Source organism: Brevibacterium sp. Z349TD_9, from assembly GCF_056173565.1.
In genome coordinates this window covers 1825110-1845722 of sequence record NZ_CM149680.1, presented here as the reverse complement: position 1 = coordinate 1845722, position 20613 = coordinate 1825110, and the positions used below count along the sequence as shown (strand labels likewise).

The window sequence follows — 20613 nt, the reverse complement described above, 5'->3', positions numbered from 1 at the left end:
CGAAACCCGTCCCGGAACCCATGCGTTAACCCATCGCTGAACAATAAGTAACTAAGTAACTAAGTAACTAAGTTCCTACTAACCGTTACGTACGTAACTAGGGAACCCGAGCCGAAACGAGAAACCGCATGAGCGAAACCACCGTCACAGCAACCGGCCACCTCACCGGACCACCCGAGATGCGGGAGGGCGAGAGCACCACCAAAGTCGAGTTCACCATCGCCTCCAACCCCACCCAGTTCCGGGACGGCCAGTGGCAGAAACTCCCCACCGTGTTCACCCCGTGCGTCGCCTGGGGCCGCCTCGCGCAGACCATTGCCGACCGTCTCAGCCAGGGTTCACTCGTCGTCGCTACGGGCCGAATGCGCGCCCGAGAGTACGAGAACGCCCAGGGCCAGACGAAGCGGTTCCAGCACCTCCTCGTCGACGAGATTGGCACCCACCTCATGGATCGGTCCTCGACCGTCGGGCAGGACTCGACCCGGTACGGTTCGGAAACGGGCCACGGCGGCGGTTGGGGGACCAGTCCGGCGTCCTCGTCCGGCGAGAGCGATCTGTCGCCGGAAACGGGCGAATTCGGCGGTTGGGGTTCCCGGTGACCACGGACCGGCTATTCCACGGCGGTGTGCCCGGGCTGAGACCCGGCGACCTCATCGAACCCGGACACGAACGACGCCCCCACGACGGGTGCCCCTGGTGCGAGGCACGAGCCAACGGCGAGGCACACCACGGCATCGACGGACCCAGCGCGGAGACCGACCGGGTCTACGCCACGGGGAACCGCCTCTATGCGAAGTTCCACGCCTCCCTGTGGGGCCTCGGCGACCTCTACAGCGTCGACCCCGTCGGCGATGTTCGGGCGTCGCAGGAGGACTCGATCCCCACGGTCACCGCCCCCGCACTCAGGGTGGTGTCCGTCGCCGACCGGGCCGTGCGGCTCACGGACAAGGAACGGCGGAGACTCTACCGGGAGTGGACCGCAGCCGACAGGGCGGTGGGCTGGTGAAGCACACCCACGATCACCCGCCGTGCGCGACCTGCTACCAGGCGCGGACGTGCCGGTGCAACGAGTGCAAACTCGCTCAACGCCGGTACCGGAAGCGTCGGCAGTACGAGGTCGACCACGGGGTCGAACGCCTCGTCGACGCGGCACCGGCCCGGGAGCACGCGCTGCGGCTCATCGGCTGCGGCATGACGATCACCGCGGTCGCCGAGGCGGCGGGAATGCACCGGGGGTCGCTCTCGGACATTCTTCGCTCGAAGGGGCGGAGGCCCCGCACGGAGCGGGTTGCTCGGGCCGCCGCGGCGAGAATCCTCGCGGTCCGGTTCGACGCGGACGCCTCGGCGCGGGTCGACGCTACGGGCACGGTGCGGCGGGTCCGCGACCTCGCGCTCCTGGGGTTCACCTCCACCGAAACGGCGAAGCGAACAGGGCTGAGTCGCAACGCGATCCTGTCGCTGCGCCGGGGCGAGTGGGCGACCGTGCGTGCCAGTCTGCGTGACACGGTGCGTGACGCGCACCCGGTGCTCGCCGAGTCGGGACCGCACCTGTCGCCGCCGAGGCAACGCACCCGGGCCAGGCTGCACGGGCAACGGTCCGGGTGGGTGCGGTTGGGGTACTACGACGACCCCGACAACCCGCTGTCGGTCCCGGCGACGGGCGGTGAGGCGGCGTGACCCAGTGCTTCATCGTCAACGTTCAACGCGACCACCTCGTCCACTCCAACCGGAACGCGGACCGGTGGCGGCGGACGAAGCTCAAGGAACTCGTCGCCCAGCAGGTCGGGTGGCGCGCGAAGGGCCTGAACCCGGTGCCCCGGGCAACGATCTGGGTGGGCGTCATCAAGGGCAACCGCAACGCCTACGACCCGTCGAACCTCACCGACAGCATGAAACCCGTCGTCGACCAGCTCAAACGGTCAGGGATCATCGTCGACGACTCCCACCGGTACGTGGAGGGACCGTGGATGCTGCACCTCGGCCATGACCGGCGGTTGCGGGACGTGGTCGAGTTCGTGGTGTGCATCGCCCCGTGGGGTACGGACCAGAATTCTGCGCGAGAAGTGATGCGGGAGTACGTCCTCCCGTGATTGTGTGTTAACGTATAACTACGCGGCAACGACAGGCGAGGCCGACGAACGGTAGGAGACCGACATGGACGAAGCCAACTACTGCGAGGACTGCTTCGCGAAGACCACCGGAGTCCGGATCGTCGACTTTACCGACAACCCGTTCGCAACCTGCACCGCCTGCGGTGTCAGCGCGAGCGACAGCGACGGACTGACCGTGACCCAGCCCGTCGAGAACCCCGCCGTCGCCGTTTGACCATCACAGCCATCCGCTACATAGCCTAGTAGCCGACAGAAAAGGAACCCTGCAGTGAACATCGAAACGCTCGTCAAGGCCAACGCCAACCACGTCCGCGTCACCCAGCTCTCCGAGGGCGACGTGTACAAGCGGCTGTCCGAAACGTACGGTCGCCCCGAACTCAAGCTCGGCGTCGTCACCGGCATCCTCTCCGACGGCGACACCACCGTCGTCACCGCACTCGAATTCGACGACAGCTACACCTCCAGCGAACGAATCAAGGAGTACGTCATGAAGTCCGGCGAGAACGTCGCGATCTTCCCGGCGACACCGGAGGAAATCGAGGTCGTCACCGACCGGATCACCGACAGGGCCAAGGACGACGTGGCCAACGCCAGACAGGCCCTAGAGCGGAAGCAGGACCAGCAGCGACGCATCGCCGACCTCATGGCCCGAATCGGGTCCGGCGCGCTGTCCACCCCCGCCTTCGAGGCCCTGGAGGACTCGAATGGTTGAGAACACCACCTACACGTGGGTGACCGTGCCCGTCGCCGAACTCTGCCTCAACCACTGCGGTCGCCGCCTGCGGTACGCCCAGCAGGGCGTCTCGATTGAGGGCGTGCTCGCGGCGTTCGCGATCCTCTCCCACGACGAGCACCACCACATGACGGTGCTCGTCCGCACCGGCGAGGGCGGCACGCAGGTCGAATTCGACGGCACCGAGACGGTGTCCCTGACCCTGGAGAAGTCGTGAAGCCGACACCGCAGCAGTGGGACACGATCCGTCGCGCCGTGCAACTCGCGGAGGCCGAGGACTGGCTCGGCCTCCCCCGGCGCGCGTCCATCGCGAACAAGCTCTCGCAGCGCGCCTACACGCGCACCCGGGACCGTCTGGAGGCGCGCCGTGCCCCGGCCAAGCACTGACCGGTCTGAGGACCGGAACGTCGGCGAGAACAACCCGCAGGCGAGGCTCACCGAGGACACCGTCCGCGAAATCGACCTGCGCCTGCAGCAGGGCGAACGGCAGGCCGACCTCGCCCGAGAGTTCGGGGTCGACCAGTCACGGATCAGCCGCATCAAGACTCGAACCGATTGGGCGCACATCCTGGACCCGGACACGGTGTTCCCGAGGCGCGAGTATCGGCGGCGCACCGCTAAGAACCGCCCGAGGCTTTCGGCTGCCGAGGTGGCCGAGATTAGACGCCTGCTGGCGTCCGGCGAGACTCAGGCGTCCGTCGCGGCCCGGTACGGCAGGAGCCAGGAGACGATCAGCAACATTGCCCTCGGGAAGTGCTACGGGCCGGTTGGGGGTGCCGCGGGTGGGGATGACGAGCGCTGAGGTCCACCGGATCGTCCACGCCCGAGACGGTGGGAAGTGCGTACACTGCGGGACCGCGTCGAACCTCTCAATCCAGCATCGGCGAGGCCGAGGCATGGGCGGGTCCAAGACCCTCGGCGGTGCCGAGAACCTGCTCTCCCTGTGCTGGGCGTCGAACTCCGGCATGGAGGCCGACGCCGACCTCGCTAAGGAGGCTCGGCAACGCGGGTGGAAGATCGACCGCGCCGACCCGAGAGAGGCGTGGGAGGTTCCCGTGTGGAGGTGGCCCGGCGGGTGGGTGGAACTCCTCCCGGACGGCACGTTCTACCACCTCCTCGGCCCAGACGACTACCGTCCACCGCGACCCGACCAGCTGGAGGCACTGTGAACACCGAGGCAGTCCCGGGCCAGCAGGACATTCTCGCCGCGCTCCGTGTCGACGGCGACCCGGTCGTCCGGAAGATCGAGAACGCCGTCGAGTACCGGGAACCGCCGGAGGAACTGGTCGCCCAGCTGCGGGAACAGTCGTCCGACTTCTGGTACCAGGTCCGTGCGTGCCCCGGGTGCGGCCAGTACACCACCCGCCGAGGACTCTACGCCGCCCACGGTGTCGCGTTCGGTGACGACGGGTCCGAACACCTCCCTCCCATGGCCGGGAGCGGCGGGGAGTCCGGGGTGTGCTCGCTTATGGCGTCCGTCGCCCTCGACGCGAACGTCGCAGCCGAGCTGGCCGCGAACAACCCGCACTGGGCCGAGTGGAAGGGCCGGTGCTACCGGCACGAACTCGCGAAACGCCGGTGCCCGGACAAGTGCTGGCCCGACCACGCCGAGCACACCGCTACCGTCGCAACCCGCGTGTGGGGGTCGACGGCGTGGACGACGCAGAAGTGGAAGGAGATGACCTCGTGAACAGGCACGCAGGAATCCTCCGGTGGCTGCGGGACAGGAGGCGGCGGGAACTCCGCTCCGCGGTCGTCGCGAAGGGTGCGGCACGGCAGCACGCGCACCGGGTGCTCGCCGAACAGATCGGGTCGGCGATGGTCGACCTGGAGAGGGCAGGAGCGAATGAGACTGATCGAGGCACTGGCGATGCTGGGGGCGCACGCGCTGGCGTTCGTCGCAGCGCGGATACGGGAGAGGAGGAACCGTCGTGACGACACGCGCGGTCGGGGCGAGGGCCAACGATAAGAAGGCCGGGATGACGCTGAGCGAGGTGTCCGCGTTCGTGTTCGACGCCCTGCAGGTCGGACTTCCGGGGGGGGACACGAAGGTGGAGGTGAGCATCGGGTTCCGGTCGCAGATTCAGGAGATTCGCGCGTCGGGTGTCCCCGAACCCGGGTAGACGTGGCGTTGCCTCAAACTCGCACCCGTGTTAACCTATAACTACAGGGCAGGGACGAACCCGAAGCCCACAACCGGCAGGAGGCCGACATGGTCAAGCTCACCGCAATCCACTCCGATGGACCGGTCAAGGCACGCGAACTCGGCAAAGGGTTCGGCGGCGTCCTCTGGACCGTTCAGCCCAAGGACTTCGACACGCTCATCGAGCACATCAACAAGCACGGCGGCCCCACCTTCTGGGAAGTCACCCCCACCGAGGACACCCCCGCACCGTTTCTGCCCTGACCTGCCACACGCTACCTAGCCGCTACAGGAGAACCAGCATGACCACCATCACGATCCAGCCAGCGAACACCCAGTCCGGGGAGTACAACGTGAACCTCCCCCTCCCCTACCCGTACCACGTCGACGCCGCCACCGGCGACGTTGGCCGCCAGGAGTTCTGGAAGGGCGAACCCGCCGCAGTCCTCGGGTTCCAGAACGACCCCGACGTGCAGATCATCGACCTGCTCTGGGCGGACGCGGCCAAGCACCCCGAGGACATCGTCGGGAAGTACGTCGTCACCGTCAACGCGGACGGCGGAATCTACAACGAGACCCGCCCGATCACCAGCGTGCACGTCAGCGAGGAGGCCACCCGTGAAGTCCCCTGACCCCGACTACCTGACACCCGCCGAGGTGGCCGCACGCGCCCGGGTGACCCGCCGCACCGTGTACTCGTGGATCGCGACCGGCGCGCTCGACGCACGCCGCGTCGGCCCCCGACGCCTCCTCATCGCATCCGACCAACTCGACAAGGCCGGTCAACCGGTCGGCCTCAACGCCTACAGGGAGACCGCATGACTACCACCCCCAACCCGCTCCCCGGGAACCAGTTCGCGAACGACGCCGTCGCCGAGGCCGTGGCCTTCGCGGACTCCCCCGCCACGACGCTGGAGGTGCTGCTCTACGACGTGAGGACCGCGCTTCTCGCCCTCGCGTTCGAGCAGCGGACGGCGAACCTCATCTCCGTGCTGATCGCGAATGCTCAGTGTGCCGCCGTCAACGCCGCCGTCTCGGACGACGCGTCCGCCCGGATCAACACCCGCCTCGGACTGGGAGGCGACGATGCGTGAACCGATGCTCGTCCTCGACAGGGGCGACCAGTACGTGACCATCGGCACCGGCGGTGTCCCGACCGTGTGGATGGTGAAGCCGAACGGTGCCTCGACACCGATGACCGACAAGCGGAACGCACCGGACCTCGTTTCGTTGATCGCGGAGCACTGGCCGTTGTCTACCGGGCAGGAGACCGTGGTGCACTGGCCGTCGTCGACCGGGCAGGCGACCGTGGTGCGGTGTGAGTGCGGGGTCCGCACCGAGGCGAGAATTCCGGATCAGGGACCGCTCCCGGACCTTACGCAGGCGGGTCGTGAGGCGTTCGCCGAGCACGTTGCCGAGGTCATTCGTGACGCGGTCGCGGTCGTTGGGAGGGACGATGAGTAACCAGTACCTGAGACTGGCGGAGAGGCCGGGCCTCAACCATCCCGGCTACCCGACATGCGACGCCTGCTCCGTGGAAACAACGCGGGAGGACGAGGAGTGGCTGTGCCCGTCGTGCGGGACGACGTGGCCAGGGGACAACGCGGAGGCGGCCCCCGAGGCGGCTCAACTGTTCCCAGAGTGGAGCGGCGAAGAGTTGACCGGTCCGGTGTGCCCGAACGAGATAGCGCGGCTAGTCTCCGGCTACCCCCCTAGCGATAGAGACCGCCTCATTGCGGCGGTTACGGGGGCGGATAGCGATGCCTGACACCTCACTCGAAGCATGGCTCGCGGAGCGTCGAAGCATCCACGCGGCGGCGACGGAAGGACCGTGGGAAGCGGACGGAACCGAAATCTCACAGCACTGGTCTCGGCCCGAACCGTGGGCGGTCGTCGCGAGCAACGAGATTGCGTGCATGGCCTACTGCTACGGAGGGTCTGCACGTGGGATTGAGCGCGAGGAGGACGCTGCTGCCGCTGTCGATGCGTTCAACGCCCTCCCCGCGCTGGTCGCGATGGTGGAGGCGGTGCTGGGGCTGCATCAGAAGTGGCCTGTTCTCACTGTAGACATTGAGGACTGTGGGCATGACGTTGAGACCTACGGCGTGGAGTACGACGGATGCGGATACGTTTGCTCGCACTCATCCCATATCACTGACTGGACTTGTCGGGAGTGCGCGGAACTGAGCGAGGGCACAGACGAGTTGCCGGAGTTCCCCTGCCCAACAGTCCGCGCCCTTGAGGCGGCTCGGGAGGCGGTGAGTGGGCGATGACCCGAGGACACCTGCCGATCATGCAGTGCGACGGCGATGACGGCCTGTGTGGGGCCAGGGAAACCGACTACTACGAGACCGCCGCATCGTCTGTGGGCGGCGTCCAGGTCACCGCCACTGCTCGCGCGCCCGGATGGGTGAGCGTCGGTGACGAGGACTACTGCCCGGAGCACAGGGCTGAGGAGGTGATCGCTGATGCGTCGAGTGTTTAAGTACCCGCTCGAAGTCACCGACCGGCAGTTCGTTGACACGCACGCCGGGTGGAAACCGCTGAGCGTGCAGGTGCAGGACGGGGCGGTCTGCCTGTGGGCGGAGGTTGACGACGACGCACCGGAGGCACGCTACCGGGTGTTCGTCCACGGCACCGGGCACGAGGTTCACCCCGCTGCCGCAACGTTCGTCGGGACGTTCCAACTGCCCGAACTCGGGCTGGTGTTCCACGTCTACACGGAGGAGGCCAGTGATGACTGAGCAGCTGGACCTGTCCGGGATGGACCCGGAGTTCGACTTGACCGAGTTCCTGGATGTCGTCCACTTCGAGGTCGAGTCGAAGCACGGGGTACTCGGCACCCAGTGCACGTGTGGATTCGAGTCGTTCGTGGGGCGCGCTCTGACGAAGCACATCGTCACGGAGACGCTGATCGCGGCGGGATTGGAGGCCAGTGATGCCGACGACAACTGACCGGTGCACGTGCCCTCCGCTCGGCGCATACGAGGGTCCGTACCAGGGAGACCGAGCGTGCCCCGTGCGCGGCAGTGCCGACGCGATCATGACGTTAGGGGAGTACGTCGATAGGCGGTGGCGGATATGGCGCAGGAACAGGGTCGGGGTCTGGTCTCACATGAAGGACTTTCACCCCACCTACGGGCCTGTCTATGACCGCATTGGCGACGCTCAGATGCGCCTGCTCATCCGGCGAGACCAGCACCGAGCCGTGTGCCCGGGATTGCGGGAATGCCAGAACCACCCAGTGCCGCATGTTGTGAGCTACGGGCGGAGCGGTTACTTCGTGGTGCACTCCTCGGGCATGTACGCCGTCGGAAAGAGCTTCCCCGCCCTCCCGGAGGCGTTCGCTGCCGCCCTCCAACTGGCGTTGGACCGTGAGGGCGGACCCCCAAGCGAAACCGGGTCCGAGTTGGACCGCTTAAGTACGGGCGGCGAATACGAGACGGATACGAAACCATCTACGAAAGAAAACGGCTTTCCACGTCCCGCTGACGTGTAAAGAAACCGCACGAATTTTGACAGGAGAGAACAGATGAGTGAGACGACAGAGGTTCCGTGGGAGGACCGCGTGCGCGCCGACTTCCGGACCGTGAGTGCGCTCCCCACCGTGGACCACACGTGGCTCAACGCCTTCGCGTGCATCAGCCCGACCGATGCGTTCGCCGCCGAGGTGGGGCGTGCCGTCATCGAGAAGATCATGAGCGCGCCGGGCCGTCGGGTCGCGTTGACGTTCAACGCGTCGTGAGGAGGCAGCACCGTGAGTGAACGAACACTGTGGGCGACCGGCTTCGTAGCAGTCTCCCTGACGATCATGGCACTCATCGCCGGAGTCACCGTCGTCATTACCGACGCCCGGCACTCCGACGAACGCGAGCGCACCGCCTGCGTGGAGGCCGGAGGAAGCTACGTCGGAGGCCAGGACACCGCGTGCATCCAAGGAGACGACGATGAGTGAACACACACTCCCGAGGCTTGCGGCCTCGGGCGACCGCAGCAACGGCCTGGAGCGTGTGTCGGACGGCGGCGGCGAGTTCCCCGACGGATACCGTCTCACCAGGTACGGCACCGCCGAGGTGGGCCGGTGGTTCATCGACCACTTCGACGCCGACCCCGAGGAGTGCGGGGCGTGCGCGGTGTCAGACGACCAGTGCCCCGTGCACTACGGCGTCTCGGCGGGGATCGACCTGGTGGCGAGGAAGCTCGTCGTCCTCGGGGACGACCCCGAACTGTTCGCTCGCATCCCCGACCCGGCTCCCGGGGGTGGAGAGTGATGGGAAGGCAGCCGTATGTGCCGGACGAGGAGGAACTGGTCACCGGGTACGCCGAGATGATGGCCGGGGCCGGTGAACCGGCGGACGTGGCGGACGCCGACGCCCGGCGAGGAATCGCACGGATCAAAGCCGACGCCGCAGCCCAGGCACTCCGGGACGCGGCGGACGAGTACGCGCCCGGACAGATCAGCGGAATGTTCCCGGACCGGACCGCGTACACACGCCAGTGGTTACGCGACCGGGCGGCCAGGTTCGAGAGCGAGGCTGACGGATGAGCGACCACGTGATCGTGTTCGTGTTCGACGACGGGAGCGTGACCACCCGGCTCGAATGCCGCGCAGCCGCGGGGGCGGACTGCCGTCTCGTCGGCGGAGACGACTGCCAGTGCGAGGAATGGGCGGTTGAACGCGACGCCGAGGGCAACCCTTACCACGAGTCCGACTACACCCGGCACTACATGGTCGACAGCGGCCACTGCAACGCCGAGCTGTTCGTCAACGACGCCCCTGAGGACAGCGGGACCGGGCGGTTCACCGCCGCCACGATCCCCGTGAACCTCACCTGGGAGGGCGACTGGTACTCGTGGCAACGCGCCGACACCGACCGAATCACCGCGCTCGCGCGCACCCTGTTCAACGACGAAACCGGCATGGACTGGGACACCCACGAACGGGACTGCAACCACACCGAGGACTGCACCCTCAAAGCCATGTATCTGGCCGACGCACGCCGCTACGCAGCCATTCTGAACGGAGAACCCCGATGACCGATTCGCAACCGTTGAAGTCCCTCGACGAGACGATCCGGCAGTTCCACAGCAGCATCCGCGACAGCGACCACCCGCCCGTGGTCACCGGATGGGTCGTCGCCTACGTCGCGGTCGACGGCGACGGCGCAGATGTGACCCAGTACGCGATTGGTGAGGGCACGAACAGCGCGACCGCTGTGGGATTGTTGGAGTGGGCAAAGAACCACATCCTCAACCGACGCTACGAAGGAGACGATGACGAATGAACGGTGCAGAACTCTGGGTCAAGTGGAAACTGCTCGGCAGCACGGTCGCTGACCTCGCCGAACTCCTCGACCTCAACCCGCGCACCCTCACCCGGTGGATGCAGCGGGACGAACCGGTCCCCCAGGACGTGGCCGACCGGGTCGAACGTCACGTCAACCGGCACCTTGACCTCGTCACTGACATTCGCGAACGGTTCGTCGACGACTGGGACGCCGCCGAACCGGTGCGGCTCCTGCTCCTCAACCGGCAGGAGGACGTGCCGGACTGGGCCGAGGCGGGTACGTCACCGGAGGACTGGAACAACGCCGTCGTCGCCGTCTACCGTGACGCCCTCGACCGCGACTCCCTCGATACCTCGGACTTCGAGTTCGACTGGCACCGGCACGCCGACACGTGACCGGGCCGGTCCTGCCCCGGAACATGGCGCGCGGGTTCGACCTGCCGCCGAGGTGGGACGGACGCGTCGTGATGTGGTCGGGCTGGGAGGAGTCCACCGTGCTCCTGTGCGCCCCGCCGGAGCGGGAGGCGTGCACGGTGTGCGGCAGCGTCACTCCCCCAGCGGTGAACCGTGGCACGTTCTACCCGGGGAACGGCGACACGCACGAGGCCCTGGTCGAGGTCACGGCGAAGCGCACCGGCAGACGGTACCTCAAGGGGCGGACGGTGCGCACGAAGCCGCACCCGCGGTTTCTCGCGTTCCGGTGCCCGGACTGCCGCCACGATTACGTGTTCGACATGACCACGGAGACGTGGTGGGACTTGGACGACGGCGACTACGGGCCGGACGGCAGCACCTAACCGTCCAGGAATTTCCTGCACAAGAATTCGTTCGGGTGTTGCCTCCCACCCTTTCCTAGTGTTAACGTATAACTATCGGGCACACAGGGAGGCCCACCAACGGTAGGGAGACCGACGTGAACACCATCGACCGCATCGCCACCGCCTACGGCGTCCGCGAGGACAACGGACTCATCGACCCCGACAACTACCATGCCGGACGCGTCGGCCAGGAGTACATGGGACTCAAGGGCCTCGCGTCTCTCGGAGGCCGCGTCACGCGACTCCGGTTCCTCACCAGCGAGAACCTGGGCGGAGGCCGCCGAGGCTGGGACGTGTCCTACTGCCACGCCGTTCTCCCCGACGGTACCCCCGTCGAGGTCACCGACGCCCCGCTCGGAATCGACGGCACGAAGCGCGACGTGATGGGCGCGCTCATCGACTGGGCGAAGTCCGAAGGCGTCTACGCTAAGGGCCTCGGCCTCCTCGACCAGTCCAACTGGTCGGTCCTCTACGGCTGAACCAGCCACACGCTACATGGCCGCCCGGCACCGGGCCGGGCGGCCCCGACACCCGCAGAACGGAGACACACCGTGCACACCCCAAACGACGCCGAACCGGCGAACGACACCGGCGAGGACCAGATGGTCACCAACCTCCGAGCCGATCTCGACCTCGACACCCTCAAGCAGGCGACCACCATCGCCGTGGCCGAGGCGTTCCACCGAGTTTCCGTCGGCGACCCTCTCCTCGCTCAGCTCATCCCCGCCCCCGACGGCCTGGTCGAAGGTGTGCAGGCAGCGGTGGACACAGTTGTCGACGAAATGCTCGCCAACACGGCTGCGAAGGCTCTCCGTGACGCTGCGGACGCACTCACCGAGGCGAACACCGGGCGAGGCGTCGCGTTCCCCACCAGGGACTCGGCGTGGCTCCGCGACCGCGCCGACCGAATCGAGAGGGGCGAGGAGCTGTGACCTACGAGCTTGAGGACAAGCTGACGAACGACGTGTACGCGGAGACCGGCGGGGACATTCCGACTATCCGGAGGACGGTCAGGTACCTGATCCGTCACTGGTGGGTGCAGCAGCCTGAGGGTCCGAGGCCGAAGCTGGCAGACCTGGCGGAGCAGATCAGCGAGGACACGGAATCATACAACCCGGCGGTTAAGCGCACCCTCCGTTGGCTCGACGAGCACCCCGAGGCGGTCCCGTCGCCGTCCCCGGCGAAGCCTACGATCACGGAGAGCGAGATCGCCAAGGCGTTCGGCCCGGAGTATGTCGCGTGGGAGCGAATGTGCTTGGCCCGTATTGGCATCGCTGTCATCCCCGACCCGGTGCCGACGAACGCGGAGCTGCTGGCTGAAGTTCTGATCGACCTCGGGCACCCCGAACCCCACGACTATGCACGCCGACTCGATGATGCAGGCGTGACCGCACCGGGGGGTGAGGAGTGATGGGCAACCACGAGTGCCGGGTCCGCTACGATCCGGACGACCGAAAAGCACCGATCGTCCATGAGGCCGCCCCGGGGTTTCCGGTCGAGGCGTGGCACCAGGACGCTATTGCGGACACCGGGGAGGCGTACAGCCCCGTTGGTATGCGCTACGTCATCACCTGCCCGTGGTGCCGGTGCGCGTTCGTCGCTCCCACGAAGCGGCAGGCGATAGTCCTGTTCGGCTACCACGAGCGCGAAATGGCCGCCGACCCCGGACCCACGGAGGCCGAGAAGATCGAGGACGCCCTCGAACTCCACGATCTGGACGTGATCCGCAACGAGGGTCGAGCGGTGTTTGCCGCCCAGCTGGCCGCCGACGGGTTCCGCGCCCCGGGAGGTTTGGGCCGTGAGTGACGGAATCCTGGGGTTCATCCACATCACCTATGAGGTGGGAGAGAACGGCGAGGTGGAGACGAGCGTCACGACGGACGAGGAGCTTCCCCTCGTCATCCAGCTCGGTCTCCTCGACCTGGCCAAGGACACGCTCCTGAGAGGCGAGACGGATGAGTAGTGAACCCTACACGCCGACCGAGGAGGAGCTGGCGAAGAACGCGACAATCCGCTACCGCCGGGTGGTCGCACTCACGCGGGACGAACGGCTGCGGGGCCTCGCGAGGGTCCGGGCGGACGCGCTGCGGGAGGCGGCGGACCTCGTGGAGGTTCAGATCACCGGCTATGTGCACGGCGGTGACTTCGAGGACGGTGTGCGCTCGGGGCACCGGAACTCGGTGCACCGCATTCGCGACGAGGCAGACCGGATCGAACAGGAGGCGCGTGATGGACAGTGATGCGCTGCGGGAGCGGATCGCGAGGGTCGTCCATGACGAGAACGAGCGGATTCGCTCGGCGGACACGAACCGGAACTACAACCCGCTCGGCTACGACGAGCTGGGCGACGAAGCACGGGAGAACCGGAGGTCCGTCGCCCAGGCAGTCATCGACGACCTGGGGTTGACGACGGTGGAGATGACGCTCGGAGGAGAGAAGGAAGACGGCACCCCGTTTACCAGCGTGCGCCTCGTCGGGCAGTGGGAAGAGGTGCGAGAACCGCCCCCACGCACCCGCCGACTCAAGGCATGTGTCGACGAGTGGCCGGACTGCGAGGAAGGCGAGTACCACCCGTTGTGCTGCCGGTTCCCGAAGTCGTGCTCATGCACCGTATACGACCCCGAGCGGGTCTCACCTGAGGATTTGGAGGACTTGCCGTGACCGCTCGCGACGAGGTGTTCGCGACGTGGGCCGAGGCGTCCGCCGCGCACGCCCTAGCGAAACGTCAGGGCCGCGCGGTAGGGCCGATACGCCGCCGGGTCGAGTCCGGGGAGTACCTGTTCGAACGCGCCGAGGGGACGGAAGAGCAGTGACCTACGAACCACCGGAGACCGTGATCCGAGACGCGATGGAGACGTTCGGGCAAACGCGTGACGAGGCAATCGCCGAGATGTCCCGCATCGACCGGGCGTTCGGAATCGCAGACGAGGAGGAGAAGTGACCTGGGACAAGCAGATCGCGGAATGCGCGGATGAGATGTTCCCGCCCCCGGATACCGACCACCGCTTGTGGCCCCTGCTGAGCCAGTTCCGGGAGTCAGGCCGGACTGCGTACCGGGCCGGAGCCACCCGGCAACGCATCCTCCTCCGCACCGACGAGGCGGTGGAGAAGGTGGCACAGGTGCTGCACGACCGCATGTACGACGCCACGGCGGAAATCACCTACCCGAGCGGCGGCGCGGTCCCACCGAACTTGGTCGACGAGGTTCGCCGCCGCCGCTGGGCCAACGCCGAGGGCGTCGCCCGGGCCGCGCTCAACGCCCTGCTGGGGGAAGCATGAAGTGGGGGACGTTCTGGCGGCTCGTCGGCACCTTCACCGCGCTCCTCGGAGGCGGGACGGGCCTGGTGCTCGGCCTCTTCGCCCTGGAAAAGGTGATCGGCACGGGGTGGGCGGTCGGACTGTTCGCCGTCGTCCTCGTCGTCGGGGTGAGTGCCGCCGTCGCGGTGTTAGAGGCCAAGGACGAGCGGGATGCGGAGAACGGCTATGAGTACTGGTGAGGGAGGGCACGTGAACGAGTGGGAGGAAGCGAAGCTCGCGTTTCAGCGCGCCGCCCGGGCGACCGTGCGCCTCGCACGCGAGGTGGAGGCCCGGGACCACCGGCGGTCGCTTATCGACCGCGGCGAGTACGTGCGCACCAGCGAGGCACCCAAACCGGGCCTGGCGCAGTTCCTCACCCGGCTGCCGGAACCGTACCGTCCGGGGGCGAAGCGGTGACCGTTGCGCCCCCGGACTGGCGGCACCCTCGGTGGGAGGAGTCGCGGGGACCGCACCGGTGCAACAACTGCCCACACCCGCACGTCGAGCTGTGCGGGTGGGTGTGGGTGCTGTGGTCGGCCTACGGGGACACGATCATCGGCGAATTCGACAACCTCGACGACGCGACCGCCGAGACACGGCGACGATTGGAGGACACGTGAGCAACCACGAGCACGAGGCTTGGCAAGTCCGCGTGAACGGCAGCATCGAACCCTACTGCACCGGGTGCGGAGCGGTCCTCGCCCGGGACGATCCAGCGGTCCTCGCCGCCCTCCGCCTCGAGCAGCACGGCATCGCCGCCAAGGCCCTTAACGCCGTCTACGGGCAGGCCCGGGCCGAGGGGCCGCACGCCCCCGGGTTCCGAGGCGGGAAGGTTCCTCCGCCTCGGTCCGTGCACAGTCGGGGCAGCGCGATCTACGACCCGGTGTTCCGGGACCGCGCCGAGGAGGGGGACGCGCCGTGAGCGACTTCATCGACGCCCTCCGCCACGACCCGCACTCGGGACCGGCGGCGCAGCCGGGCACGGCCCTCGATCCTACGGTGGCCGCCGTCCTCGACCTGTTCGGGTTCGTCCGTGCCAGCCGTGAACTCACCCAAGCCGATATGGCACTCGCCGAGTAGGAGACCCCGATGACTGAGACTCAAGGTGGACCGTGGACGGTTCAAGGTGGACCGTGGACACGCCACGGCTACGACGTAGACGGTGTGACCGTAGCGGGTGCGGGTCGACCGCCCAAGGCCCGGTGCGGCGGCCCCGGACTATGCGAGCAGTGCTCCCGGGACGCAGTGAGCCTACGGGCCGGGAACGCCCGTTGGCTGGTCCCGCACGGGGACAACCCGCTGGGCCGGTCCTTCACAGTCCGGGAAGTCCTGGCCGCGGAGCGCGTCGGCCTCGCCGAGGTCAAGAACGGCGTCCTGACCGGCGGTCCCCTCCTGTCCGCGATTGGGGACTTCCTCCCGGAGCACGCCCGGAAAATGGCAACGAGCTGGGGGATCGTCGCGGACGCCGTGGAGCGGGAGTGGATGAAGTGAACCCCCGCCCCATCGTCATCTACGGGAGACCGCCCCCGCCTCCAACGTTCCTCTGCGCCTGCCCAAACTGCGGGTGGGCCGCGACCTCGCACGACCCGAACCGACCCGTCGGCTGCCCCCGCTGCGGGGCACCCGTCGCCGTCAAACACCACCGTTAGGAGACCCACCATGCACGACCCGTCCACCCTCGCCCTGTCCGTCAGACTCCCGATCCCGTCCCGCATCAGCAAGACACGAAGCGAACGGCGGGGACTGTCCTGGCCGTTCCTGCGCATCGGCGGGTACGAAGCGTACTTCGGCCACGACCTCATCGACGTGTGGCACGAGGAACCCGGCGGGGCGGACTCCGGCACTGTGTGCCGCGACCGGCACCTGTGGACCCACCTCAGCCACCTCCGCCTCCGGTTCCCACCGCTCATACGCCTCCGCCGCCGCCTGCTCACCACCTGCGAGTGGTGCGGGGAACTCGGCGACCGCCGCAACCCCGTCAACGTCTCCCACGGCTGGTATGGGGACGAACGCGACGGGAAGGCCCCCTGGTGGGTCGGGGACCGTGGCTGCTACCACCGGGAGTGCTCCACCGTCGCCGACGCGCACCGCCAGTGCGTGTGCGAGACACCGGCACTGGCCACGGCGGCCCCGGGTGTTCGCGTCAACTGGGGAACATGCACGGGGTGCGGGAACGTGGTGGACTACCGGCAGGCGGAGTTCCGCGAGGCCCGGCGCGCCGCCCGACGTGCAGGACGCGGACACCGGCGTCCGTCCCGGGTGGACTCGGAGCACGTCACCGCCCTGTTCCTCGCAGCACGAGCCGAACAGGACGACACCCCATGACCAGGACACGCGAACTCACCCTCATCGGCGGCCCCAGCAACGGCACAACGGTGACCGTCCCCGCCGAGAACCGCGAAGTCACCGTCCCGGTCCTCCCGGACGAACTCCCGACCCTACCCGGCGACGGCCTCCCGACCCGCGTCATCGAACCCCGCACCGTCACCTACATCGTCACCTACATCGTCCACCGCTACCTGAACGTAGCCGTCACCCACGCCGTCAACAACCTCCCCACCGCCGAAGCCCTCAACGTCATCGCCAGAACCACCGGCACCGACCCCGTGCACCTTGCGGTACTCATCCTCGAACGCATATGGGAACAACACCACGGGAGAACCGCATGGCCCGGGAGCCAGGACGCCGTCAACGCATCCGCCGCACCATCGAGACCACCGCGTTCATCGTGTGCGTCGCCGCCCTCACGACCCTCGTCGCCTACGGACTCGTCGGGGCCACCATCCTCGTCATCGGCCTCATCGCCGACGGCACCCTCGAACCGGTCCCCACCATCGCCTTCGCCGTGCTCATCCTCTCCGGGACTGTCAGCATCATCTCAGCGGCCCTCGCACACCCCCGGAACTGACACGGGGCCGAGGCCCAATCGTCACCGCCGCGTGCTATAGTCGCCGCATCGCGCAGCGGTACGACCCTCCCCGCCCCGGCGGGAGTGACCCGAGTTAGAAGTTCGCTGACGCTGCGCTCCCCGCCTCCGCGGGGGCAGGAAACAGCCCCACCGCATCACGCGGTGGGGCTGTCGTCGTACACCCGTGACTACTGCGCGTCGGCGATCCACCTGTCGAGGGTGGCGCGGGTGACACCGGCGGCCTTCGCAATCTCCGACTTCTGCACCCCCATCGTGAACGCGACCCGAGCCGTCTTCCGCCTCGACTCGGTCGCCTCGGCAATCTGCTCCGCGTCGCGCCGAAGGGACCGGAGTATCGCCCCGTAGGGTTCCGCGGCGACGGTGACTCCCAGACCCTCGGCATACGCCCTCACGCTGGTGAGGCGTCGCTTCCCCGCCAGCTCGTCGGCGAGTACACGAATCTGCTCCCGCTCCTCAGCCTCTTGCTCGTAGTCCGCTTCGTTCCAGTCGCCTCGGCGCGGCTTGTTCACGGCGTCCCACCACCCGTAGAGGACAGTCACGATGTACGCGGACGCCCCGGGCAGGGTCACGTCGACGGTGCAGGAGAACCCCTGCCCGTCGTCCGGTGAGGTGGCACTGAGGGTGAGGACATCGTCGGCGATCACCTGCGACGGGACTCCGTCGTTGAGCACGGTCTCGATCTTCACAGCGCGCCCCTCCTCAGCGGTTCTTGAGCAGGTCAATGGCAGCGGACGCCTGCTCCTTGGTCAGTGTGGCCGTGTCGACCGTCATCGCGAACGCCCACGCTCTGGCCCGGTACGCGGTGTGCGCAATGTACGCCTCAGCGGCGAGAGGTTCGAGCCGGTCCGTCTCCGCCCTGTACGCCGCGTTCTCCGCGTCCCACTCCTCCTGGGTGAGCTTCACACGTGCGAACGGCTGCCCGGCCTTCGCAGGGTCGGTCCCCCTGGGCGGCTTCGGCGCGGCAATACCCTCACGTTCGCAGTACCAGGCGACCACGTCGGAGGGGACCGCAGCCTTCAACCACTCGAACAACGCCCGGTCGCCGGTGTCGGCAGCCTGCTGGTTGGCCAGGTAGCCGCCCCAACCGGAACGGAGATTGGTGATGAAGTCTATCTGCGCGGGGGTAGCGGTCACGGTGTCTCCTTCGGGTCAGTTCAAACGATATGTATAGAACTATACACGTGTGTTCACGACAGTACAACACGGCAACCCAAAGACAAGAAACCGCACCACCAACGTAGGCGCAACCACGGAACACGTCGCCGCGGGTACGGAATCGCTCGAACCGTCACGCGCCGAGACCCGACCAATCTTCGGTTCTCGTTCTTCGCCCGGTCGGCTCGCACGGATTCAGTCGTTTCGGACGGTTCCACGCCTGTCGGGGCGACACTGGGCTGGTCCCACCACTGTTGCGGGTTCCGTGGTCCACTCCCGGGCAGGAGACCGAAACGAGCCGGAGGGTGTGGGAATGACGGACAAGGTTGCCCCGACTGGGGTGCACGAAATGCAGGTGGAGCACGTCGACCCGGACACGCTGCGCCTGTGGCCGGGGAACGCCCGGCGCGGTGTTGTCGCTGGGATCAAGGAGTCGATGCGGGTCAACGGCATGTTCGCGCCCGTGGTGGTGCAGAAGTCGACGAACCAGATCATCATTGGCAATCACCGGTTCCAGGCGTGGCAGGAGTTGGCCGGGGAGGAGCCGGAGAAGTTCGGGTCCACGGTTCCGGCGATCTTCCTCGACGTGAACGATGCTCGGGCGACGAAGATCAACCTGGCGGACAACAAGACCGCGGACGACGCGTCCTGGGACAACCAGGCGTTGCTCGATCAGCTTGTGCAGATCGCGAACGATGACGGGTTGGAGGGGACCGGGTTCGCCGACGACGAGCTGGACGCGATCCGTGACGCCGTCGAGGACGAGTTCCTGAACCAGGGTGCGCCCGGGTCGATGGACCTCGCGGAGAAGCCGGAGGAGGACAACTACGTCGAGCAGTACGCCGTCATAGTCACCTGCCGGGACGAGGAGCACCAGGAGGAAGTGTTCGAGGCCCTGACCGCCGAGGGGTACAGCGTGAAGGTCGTGACGGTGTGAGCATCAACGTCAAGGTCCGCAACGAGTCCCCCCGCGTTCAACTCCTACCGGGCGGCACGCGTCAAGTCGCTGTTCAACGCCACCGACGACCAGGCCACGAAGTTCAACCTCGACGCGGAACTCGGCATCGACCCCGACGGCGACTGGTCCATCGGCGTCATCGCCGGACCGTCCGGGTCCGGGAAGACCTCCATCGGACGGCAGCTGTTCGGCGGCGGCCACATCTACCAGGCCGACGACTGGCCCGACGAGGCCCCCATCATCGACGCAATCGCACCCGACGGCGGGTTCGACGACGTGACCGCCGCCCTCGCCTCCGCAGGACTCGGTGACGTACCCGCGTGGCTGCGCCCCTACGGTGTCCTGTCGATGGGGCAGAAGTTCCGCGCCGACCTCGCCCGTATCCTCGCCGAGCAGCCCGACCAGATCGTGTTCGACGAGTTCACGTCCGTCGTCGACCGGCAGATCGCGCAGGTCGGTGCCGGGGCGTTCGCGAAGGCATGGCGGCGCACCCCGGGCAAAGCGGTGCTCCTCACCTGCCACTACGACGTGCTCGACTGGGTCGAACCCGACTGGGTGTTCGACACGGCCACACGGTCGTTCCAGACCAAGGAGTGTCTTCAACACAAGCGGCCACGCATCGACGTGGAAATCAGGATGGGCGGGTGGGACCTATGGCCGTTCTTCAAGCCGCATCACTATCTAGACTCCCCGAACATGGTCGGCGCGAAGTGCTACGTCGGGTTCGTCGGCGGTGAACCCGTCTGCCACCTCGGCGTCGGCACGAAGAACTTCCCGACCAAGGACAAGCGGGGCCGCAAGGTGCAGGCCGTCGAAGCGCGCGCGTCCCGCCTCGTCACCCTCCCGGAGTGGCAGGGGGCAGGGGTCGGTATGCGGTTCCTCAACGAGGTCTGCCGCCTCCAGGCCGTCGGGGAGGGCGTCCTCCCGGGACGGAAGATGACCACCCAGTTCCAAACATCCCACCCCGGCCTCGCCGCCGCCCTCCGACGGTCCGGCAAGTGGCGGCAGATCAGCGGGAAGCTGCACGGCGGGAACAAGGGGTCGTCCCGCAGTTCACTCGCCGCCGCAGCCGCTGCCAAGGGCAGCTTCGCGGGAACCGGCTTCGGCGGCCACCTCCGCGCGGTCCAAGGATTCAGGTTCTACGGGTGACCCGGGCGGGGACACCCACGACACGAAGGAGAC

The 20613-nt window shown here is 67.5% G+C and carries 51 protein-coding genes; 49 read left to right on the top strand and 2 right to left on the bottom strand.

Going from position 1 to position 20613, the window contains the following annotated elements; all coding sequences use genetic code 11:
- Positions 1-128 precede the first annotated feature (128 nt).
- The 47 genes from AC0VYB_RS08610 (at position 129) to AC0VYB_RS08380 (ending at position 17297) form a co-directional block, all read left to right on the top strand.
- Positions 129-599, top strand: coding sequence for a single-stranded DNA-binding protein (locus tag AC0VYB_RS08610; RefSeq protein WP_475385224.1), 471 nt, complete (start codon positions 129-131; stop codon positions 597-599).
- Positions 596-1006 carry a hypothetical protein gene (locus tag AC0VYB_RS08605; RefSeq protein ID WP_475385222.1) on the top strand — a complete coding sequence of 137 codons (411 nt, stop codon included), beginning with the start codon at positions 596-598 and terminating at the stop codon, positions 1004-1006. The genes AC0VYB_RS08610 and AC0VYB_RS08605 overlap by 4 nt, the downstream gene beginning before the upstream one ends.
- A complete protein-coding gene (locus AC0VYB_RS08600) occupies positions 1003-1677 on the top strand; it encodes a hypothetical protein (protein WP_475385221.1) in 675 nt (224 codons plus the stop codon). Before AC0VYB_RS08605 ends, AC0VYB_RS08600 begins: the two co-directional genes overlap by 4 nt.
- On the top strand, positions 1674-2090 hold the full coding sequence (locus AC0VYB_RS08595; protein ID WP_475385220.1) for a hypothetical protein: 417 nt from the start codon (positions 1674-1676) through the stop codon (positions 2088-2090). The genes AC0VYB_RS08600 and AC0VYB_RS08595 overlap by 4 nt, the downstream gene beginning before the upstream one ends.
- Positions 2091-2154: 64 nt before the next feature.
- Positions 2155-2325 carry a hypothetical protein gene (locus tag AC0VYB_RS08590; protein WP_475385219.1) on the top strand — a complete coding sequence of 57 codons (171 nt, stop codon included), beginning with the start codon at positions 2155-2157 and terminating at the stop codon, positions 2323-2325.
- Between the two features lie 54 nt (positions 2326-2379).
- Positions 2380-2823 carry a hypothetical protein gene (locus AC0VYB_RS08585; RefSeq protein WP_475385218.1) on the top strand — a complete coding sequence of 148 codons (444 nt, stop codon included), beginning with the start codon at positions 2380-2382 and terminating at the stop codon, positions 2821-2823.
- Positions 2816-3061: a hypothetical protein gene (locus AC0VYB_RS08580; RefSeq protein ID WP_475385217.1), complete on the top strand. Its 246-nt coding sequence runs from the start codon at positions 2816-2818 to the stop codon at positions 3059-3061. The genes AC0VYB_RS08585 and AC0VYB_RS08580 overlap by 8 nt, the downstream gene beginning before the upstream one ends.
- Positions 3058-3231 (top strand): hypothetical protein, encoded by a 174-nt coding sequence (locus AC0VYB_RS08575; RefSeq protein ID WP_475385216.1) that lies wholly within the window; start codon positions 3058-3060, stop codon positions 3229-3231. Before AC0VYB_RS08580 ends, AC0VYB_RS08575 begins: the two co-directional genes overlap by 4 nt.
- Positions 3212-3646 carry a hypothetical protein gene (locus AC0VYB_RS08570; protein ID WP_475385215.1) on the top strand — a complete coding sequence of 145 codons (435 nt, stop codon included), beginning with the start codon at positions 3212-3214 and terminating at the stop codon, positions 3644-3646. Before AC0VYB_RS08575 ends, AC0VYB_RS08570 begins: the two co-directional genes overlap by 20 nt.
- 94 nt (positions 3647-3740) lie before the next feature.
- Positions 3741-4013 (top strand): hypothetical protein, encoded by a 273-nt coding sequence (locus AC0VYB_RS08565; protein ID WP_475385214.1) that lies wholly within the window; start codon positions 3741-3743, stop codon positions 4011-4013.
- A complete protein-coding gene (locus AC0VYB_RS08560) occupies positions 4010-4534 on the top strand; it encodes a hypothetical protein (RefSeq protein WP_475385213.1) in 525 nt (174 codons plus the stop codon). The genes AC0VYB_RS08565 and AC0VYB_RS08560 overlap by 4 nt, the downstream gene beginning before the upstream one ends.
- A gap of 241 nt (positions 4535-4775) precedes the next feature.
- A complete protein-coding gene (locus tag AC0VYB_RS08555; RefSeq protein ID WP_475385212.1) occupies positions 4776-4967 on the top strand; it encodes a hypothetical protein in 192 nt (63 codons plus the stop codon).
- A gap of 89 nt (positions 4968-5056) precedes the next feature.
- Entirely contained in the window at positions 5057-5251 is a 195-nt protein-coding gene (locus AC0VYB_RS08550) for a hypothetical protein (RefSeq protein WP_475385211.1), read from the top strand.
- Positions 5252-5289: 38 nt separating this feature from the next.
- Complete coding sequence (locus AC0VYB_RS08545) at positions 5290-5619, top strand: hypothetical protein (RefSeq protein ID WP_475385210.1); 330 nt, start codon at positions 5290-5292, stop codon at positions 5617-5619.
- Positions 5606-5809 (top strand): helix-turn-helix domain-containing protein, encoded by a 204-nt coding sequence (locus tag AC0VYB_RS08540; RefSeq protein ID WP_475385209.1) that lies wholly within the window; start codon positions 5606-5608, stop codon positions 5807-5809. The genes AC0VYB_RS08545 and AC0VYB_RS08540 overlap by 14 nt, the downstream gene beginning before the upstream one ends.
- Positions 5806-6081, top strand: coding sequence for a hypothetical protein (locus AC0VYB_RS08535; protein ID WP_475385208.1), 276 nt, complete (start codon positions 5806-5808; stop codon positions 6079-6081). Before AC0VYB_RS08540 ends, AC0VYB_RS08535 begins: the two co-directional genes overlap by 4 nt.
- Before the next feature lie 4 nt (positions 6082-6085).
- The gene (locus AC0VYB_RS08530) at positions 6086-6451 is read left to right on the top strand and encodes a hypothetical protein (RefSeq protein ID WP_475385207.1); all 366 of its coding nucleotides are present in this window, start codon (positions 6086-6088) and stop codon (positions 6449-6451) included.
- A gap of 296 nt (positions 6452-6747) precedes the next feature.
- A complete protein-coding gene (locus tag AC0VYB_RS08525) occupies positions 6748-7260 on the top strand; it encodes a hypothetical protein (RefSeq protein WP_475385206.1) in 513 nt (170 codons plus the stop codon).
- Positions 7257-7472, top strand: coding sequence for a hypothetical protein (locus AC0VYB_RS08520; protein WP_475385205.1), 216 nt, complete (start codon positions 7257-7259; stop codon positions 7470-7472). The genes AC0VYB_RS08525 and AC0VYB_RS08520 overlap by 4 nt, the downstream gene beginning before the upstream one ends.
- Positions 7456-7731, top strand: coding sequence for a DUF7352 domain-containing protein (locus tag AC0VYB_RS08515; RefSeq protein ID WP_475385204.1), 276 nt, complete (start codon positions 7456-7458; stop codon positions 7729-7731). Before AC0VYB_RS08520 ends, AC0VYB_RS08515 begins: the two co-directional genes overlap by 17 nt.
- Positions 7724-7942, top strand: coding sequence for a hypothetical protein (locus AC0VYB_RS08510; protein WP_475385203.1), 219 nt, complete (start codon positions 7724-7726; stop codon positions 7940-7942). Before AC0VYB_RS08515 ends, AC0VYB_RS08510 begins: the two co-directional genes overlap by 8 nt.
- Before the next feature lie 577 nt (positions 7943-8519).
- A complete protein-coding gene (locus tag AC0VYB_RS08505; RefSeq protein ID WP_475385202.1) occupies positions 8520-8732 on the top strand; it encodes a hypothetical protein in 213 nt (70 codons plus the stop codon).
- Positions 8733-8744: 12 nt separating this feature from the next.
- Positions 8745-8942 carry a hypothetical protein gene (locus tag AC0VYB_RS08500; protein WP_475385201.1) on the top strand — a complete coding sequence of 66 codons (198 nt, stop codon included), beginning with the start codon at positions 8745-8747 and terminating at the stop codon, positions 8940-8942.
- Positions 8935-9258, top strand: coding sequence for a hypothetical protein (locus AC0VYB_RS08495; protein WP_475385200.1), 324 nt, complete (start codon positions 8935-8937; stop codon positions 9256-9258). The genes AC0VYB_RS08500 and AC0VYB_RS08495 overlap by 8 nt, the downstream gene beginning before the upstream one ends.
- Positions 9258-9533 carry a hypothetical protein gene (locus AC0VYB_RS08490; protein ID WP_475385199.1) on the top strand — a complete coding sequence of 92 codons (276 nt, stop codon included), beginning with the start codon at positions 9258-9260 and terminating at the stop codon, positions 9531-9533. Before AC0VYB_RS08495 ends, AC0VYB_RS08490 begins: the two co-directional genes overlap by 1 nt.
- On the top strand, positions 9530-10024 hold the full coding sequence (locus AC0VYB_RS08485; protein WP_475385198.1) for a hypothetical protein: 495 nt from the start codon (positions 9530-9532) through the stop codon (positions 10022-10024). Before AC0VYB_RS08490 ends, AC0VYB_RS08485 begins: the two co-directional genes overlap by 4 nt.
- On the top strand, positions 10021-10272 hold the full coding sequence (locus tag AC0VYB_RS08480) for a hypothetical protein (RefSeq protein ID WP_475385197.1): 252 nt from the start codon (positions 10021-10023) through the stop codon (positions 10270-10272). The genes AC0VYB_RS08485 and AC0VYB_RS08480 overlap by 4 nt, the downstream gene beginning before the upstream one ends.
- Positions 10269-10670: a hypothetical protein gene (locus tag AC0VYB_RS08475; RefSeq protein ID WP_475385196.1), complete on the top strand. Its 402-nt coding sequence runs from the start codon at positions 10269-10271 to the stop codon at positions 10668-10670. Before AC0VYB_RS08480 ends, AC0VYB_RS08475 begins: the two co-directional genes overlap by 4 nt.
- Positions 10667-11071 (top strand): hypothetical protein, encoded by a 405-nt coding sequence (locus AC0VYB_RS08470; RefSeq protein WP_475385195.1) that lies wholly within the window; start codon positions 10667-10669, stop codon positions 11069-11071. The genes AC0VYB_RS08475 and AC0VYB_RS08470 overlap by 4 nt, the downstream gene beginning before the upstream one ends.
- Positions 11072-11187: 116 nt before the next feature.
- Positions 11188-11571, top strand: a complete 384-nt coding sequence (locus AC0VYB_RS08465; RefSeq protein WP_475385194.1) for a hypothetical protein — start codon at positions 11188-11190, stop codon at positions 11569-11571.
- A 72-nt stretch (positions 11572-11643) separates the two neighbouring features.
- Positions 11644-12024 carry a hypothetical protein gene (locus AC0VYB_RS08460; RefSeq protein WP_475385193.1) on the top strand — a complete coding sequence of 127 codons (381 nt, stop codon included), beginning with the start codon at positions 11644-11646 and terminating at the stop codon, positions 12022-12024.
- Positions 12021-12503 (top strand): hypothetical protein, encoded by a 483-nt coding sequence (locus AC0VYB_RS08455; RefSeq protein ID WP_475385192.1) that lies wholly within the window; start codon positions 12021-12023, stop codon positions 12501-12503. Before AC0VYB_RS08460 ends, AC0VYB_RS08455 begins: the two co-directional genes overlap by 4 nt.
- Entirely contained in the window at positions 12503-12898 is a 396-nt protein-coding gene (locus tag AC0VYB_RS08450; RefSeq protein ID WP_475385191.1) for a hypothetical protein, read from the top strand. The genes AC0VYB_RS08455 and AC0VYB_RS08450 overlap by 1 nt, the downstream gene beginning before the upstream one ends.
- Positions 12891-13055, top strand: a complete 165-nt coding sequence (locus AC0VYB_RS08445; RefSeq protein ID WP_475385190.1) for a hypothetical protein — start codon at positions 12891-12893, stop codon at positions 13053-13055. The genes AC0VYB_RS08450 and AC0VYB_RS08445 overlap by 8 nt, the downstream gene beginning before the upstream one ends.
- Entirely contained in the window at positions 13048-13332 is a 285-nt protein-coding gene (locus tag AC0VYB_RS08440) for a hypothetical protein (protein WP_475385189.1), read from the top strand. The genes AC0VYB_RS08445 and AC0VYB_RS08440 overlap by 8 nt, the downstream gene beginning before the upstream one ends.
- A complete protein-coding gene (locus AC0VYB_RS08435) occupies positions 13322-13753 on the top strand; it encodes a hypothetical protein (protein ID WP_475385188.1) in 432 nt (143 codons plus the stop codon). Before AC0VYB_RS08440 ends, AC0VYB_RS08435 begins: the two co-directional genes overlap by 11 nt.
- Complete coding sequence (locus tag AC0VYB_RS08430; RefSeq protein WP_475385187.1) at positions 13750-13905, top strand: hypothetical protein; 156 nt, start codon at positions 13750-13752, stop codon at positions 13903-13905. The genes AC0VYB_RS08435 and AC0VYB_RS08430 overlap by 4 nt, the downstream gene beginning before the upstream one ends.
- A complete protein-coding gene (locus AC0VYB_RS08425; RefSeq protein WP_475385186.1) occupies positions 13902-14033 on the top strand; it encodes a hypothetical protein in 132 nt (43 codons plus the stop codon). Before AC0VYB_RS08430 ends, AC0VYB_RS08425 begins: the two co-directional genes overlap by 4 nt.
- Positions 14030-14371, top strand: coding sequence for a hypothetical protein (locus AC0VYB_RS08420; protein ID WP_475385185.1), 342 nt, complete (start codon positions 14030-14032; stop codon positions 14369-14371). Before AC0VYB_RS08425 ends, AC0VYB_RS08420 begins: the two co-directional genes overlap by 4 nt.
- The gene (locus AC0VYB_RS08415) at positions 14368-14589 is read left to right on the top strand and encodes a hypothetical protein (RefSeq protein WP_475385184.1); all 222 of its coding nucleotides are present in this window, start codon (positions 14368-14370) and stop codon (positions 14587-14589) included. Before AC0VYB_RS08420 ends, AC0VYB_RS08415 begins: the two co-directional genes overlap by 4 nt.
- 10 nt (positions 14590-14599) lie before the next feature.
- A complete protein-coding gene (locus AC0VYB_RS08410) occupies positions 14600-14806 on the top strand; it encodes a hypothetical protein (protein ID WP_475385183.1) in 207 nt (68 codons plus the stop codon).
- Entirely contained in the window at positions 14803-15009 is a 207-nt protein-coding gene (locus AC0VYB_RS08405) for an Hsp15 family protein (RefSeq protein WP_475385182.1), read from the top strand. The genes AC0VYB_RS08410 and AC0VYB_RS08405 overlap by 4 nt, the downstream gene beginning before the upstream one ends.
- Positions 15006-15311: a hypothetical protein gene (locus AC0VYB_RS08400; RefSeq protein ID WP_475385181.1), complete on the top strand. Its 306-nt coding sequence runs from the start codon at positions 15006-15008 to the stop codon at positions 15309-15311. The genes AC0VYB_RS08405 and AC0VYB_RS08400 overlap by 4 nt, the downstream gene beginning before the upstream one ends.
- Positions 15308-15469 carry a hypothetical protein gene (locus tag AC0VYB_RS08395; protein ID WP_475385180.1) on the top strand — a complete coding sequence of 54 codons (162 nt, stop codon included), beginning with the start codon at positions 15308-15310 and terminating at the stop codon, positions 15467-15469. Before AC0VYB_RS08400 ends, AC0VYB_RS08395 begins: the two co-directional genes overlap by 4 nt.
- A 165-nt stretch (positions 15470-15634) precedes the next feature.
- Positions 15635-15880: a hypothetical protein gene (locus AC0VYB_RS08390; protein WP_475385179.1), complete on the top strand. Its 246-nt coding sequence runs from the start codon at positions 15635-15637 to the stop codon at positions 15878-15880.
- Positions 15881-16048: 168 nt separating this feature from the next.
- Positions 16049-16714, top strand: coding sequence for a hypothetical protein (locus tag AC0VYB_RS08385; protein ID WP_475385178.1), 666 nt, complete (start codon positions 16049-16051; stop codon positions 16712-16714).
- A 340-nt stretch (positions 16715-17054) separates the two neighbouring features.
- Positions 17055-17297, top strand: coding sequence for a hypothetical protein (locus AC0VYB_RS08380; protein ID WP_475385177.1), 243 nt, complete (start codon positions 17055-17057; stop codon positions 17295-17297).
- Between the two features lie 188 nt (positions 17298-17485).
- Here the strand turns inward: AC0VYB_RS08380 and AC0VYB_RS08375 are convergent, their stop codons facing one another.
- Positions 17486-18004, bottom strand: coding sequence for a hypothetical protein (locus AC0VYB_RS08375; RefSeq protein WP_475385176.1), 519 nt, complete (start codon positions 18002-18004; stop codon positions 17486-17488).
- Between the two features lie 13 nt (positions 18005-18017).
- The gene (locus AC0VYB_RS08370; protein WP_475385175.1) at positions 18018-18452 is read right to left on the bottom strand and encodes a hypothetical protein; all 435 of its coding nucleotides are present in this window, start codon (positions 18450-18452) and stop codon (positions 18018-18020) included.
- A gap of 334 nt (positions 18453-18786) precedes the next feature.
- Between AC0VYB_RS08370 and AC0VYB_RS08365 the strand changes: the two genes are divergently transcribed.
- Together AC0VYB_RS08365 and AC0VYB_RS08360 are read left to right on the top strand one after the other, a co-directional pair.
- On the top strand, positions 18787-19410 hold the full coding sequence (locus AC0VYB_RS08365; protein ID WP_475385174.1) for a ParB/RepB/Spo0J family partition protein: 624 nt from the start codon (positions 18787-18789) through the stop codon (positions 19408-19410).
- Between the two features lie 297 nt (positions 19411-19707).
- The gene (locus AC0VYB_RS08360) at positions 19708-20580 is read left to right on the top strand and encodes a hypothetical protein (protein WP_475385173.1); all 873 of its coding nucleotides are present in this window, start codon (positions 19708-19710) and stop codon (positions 20578-20580) included.
- Positions 20581-20613: the final 33 nt, after the last annotated feature.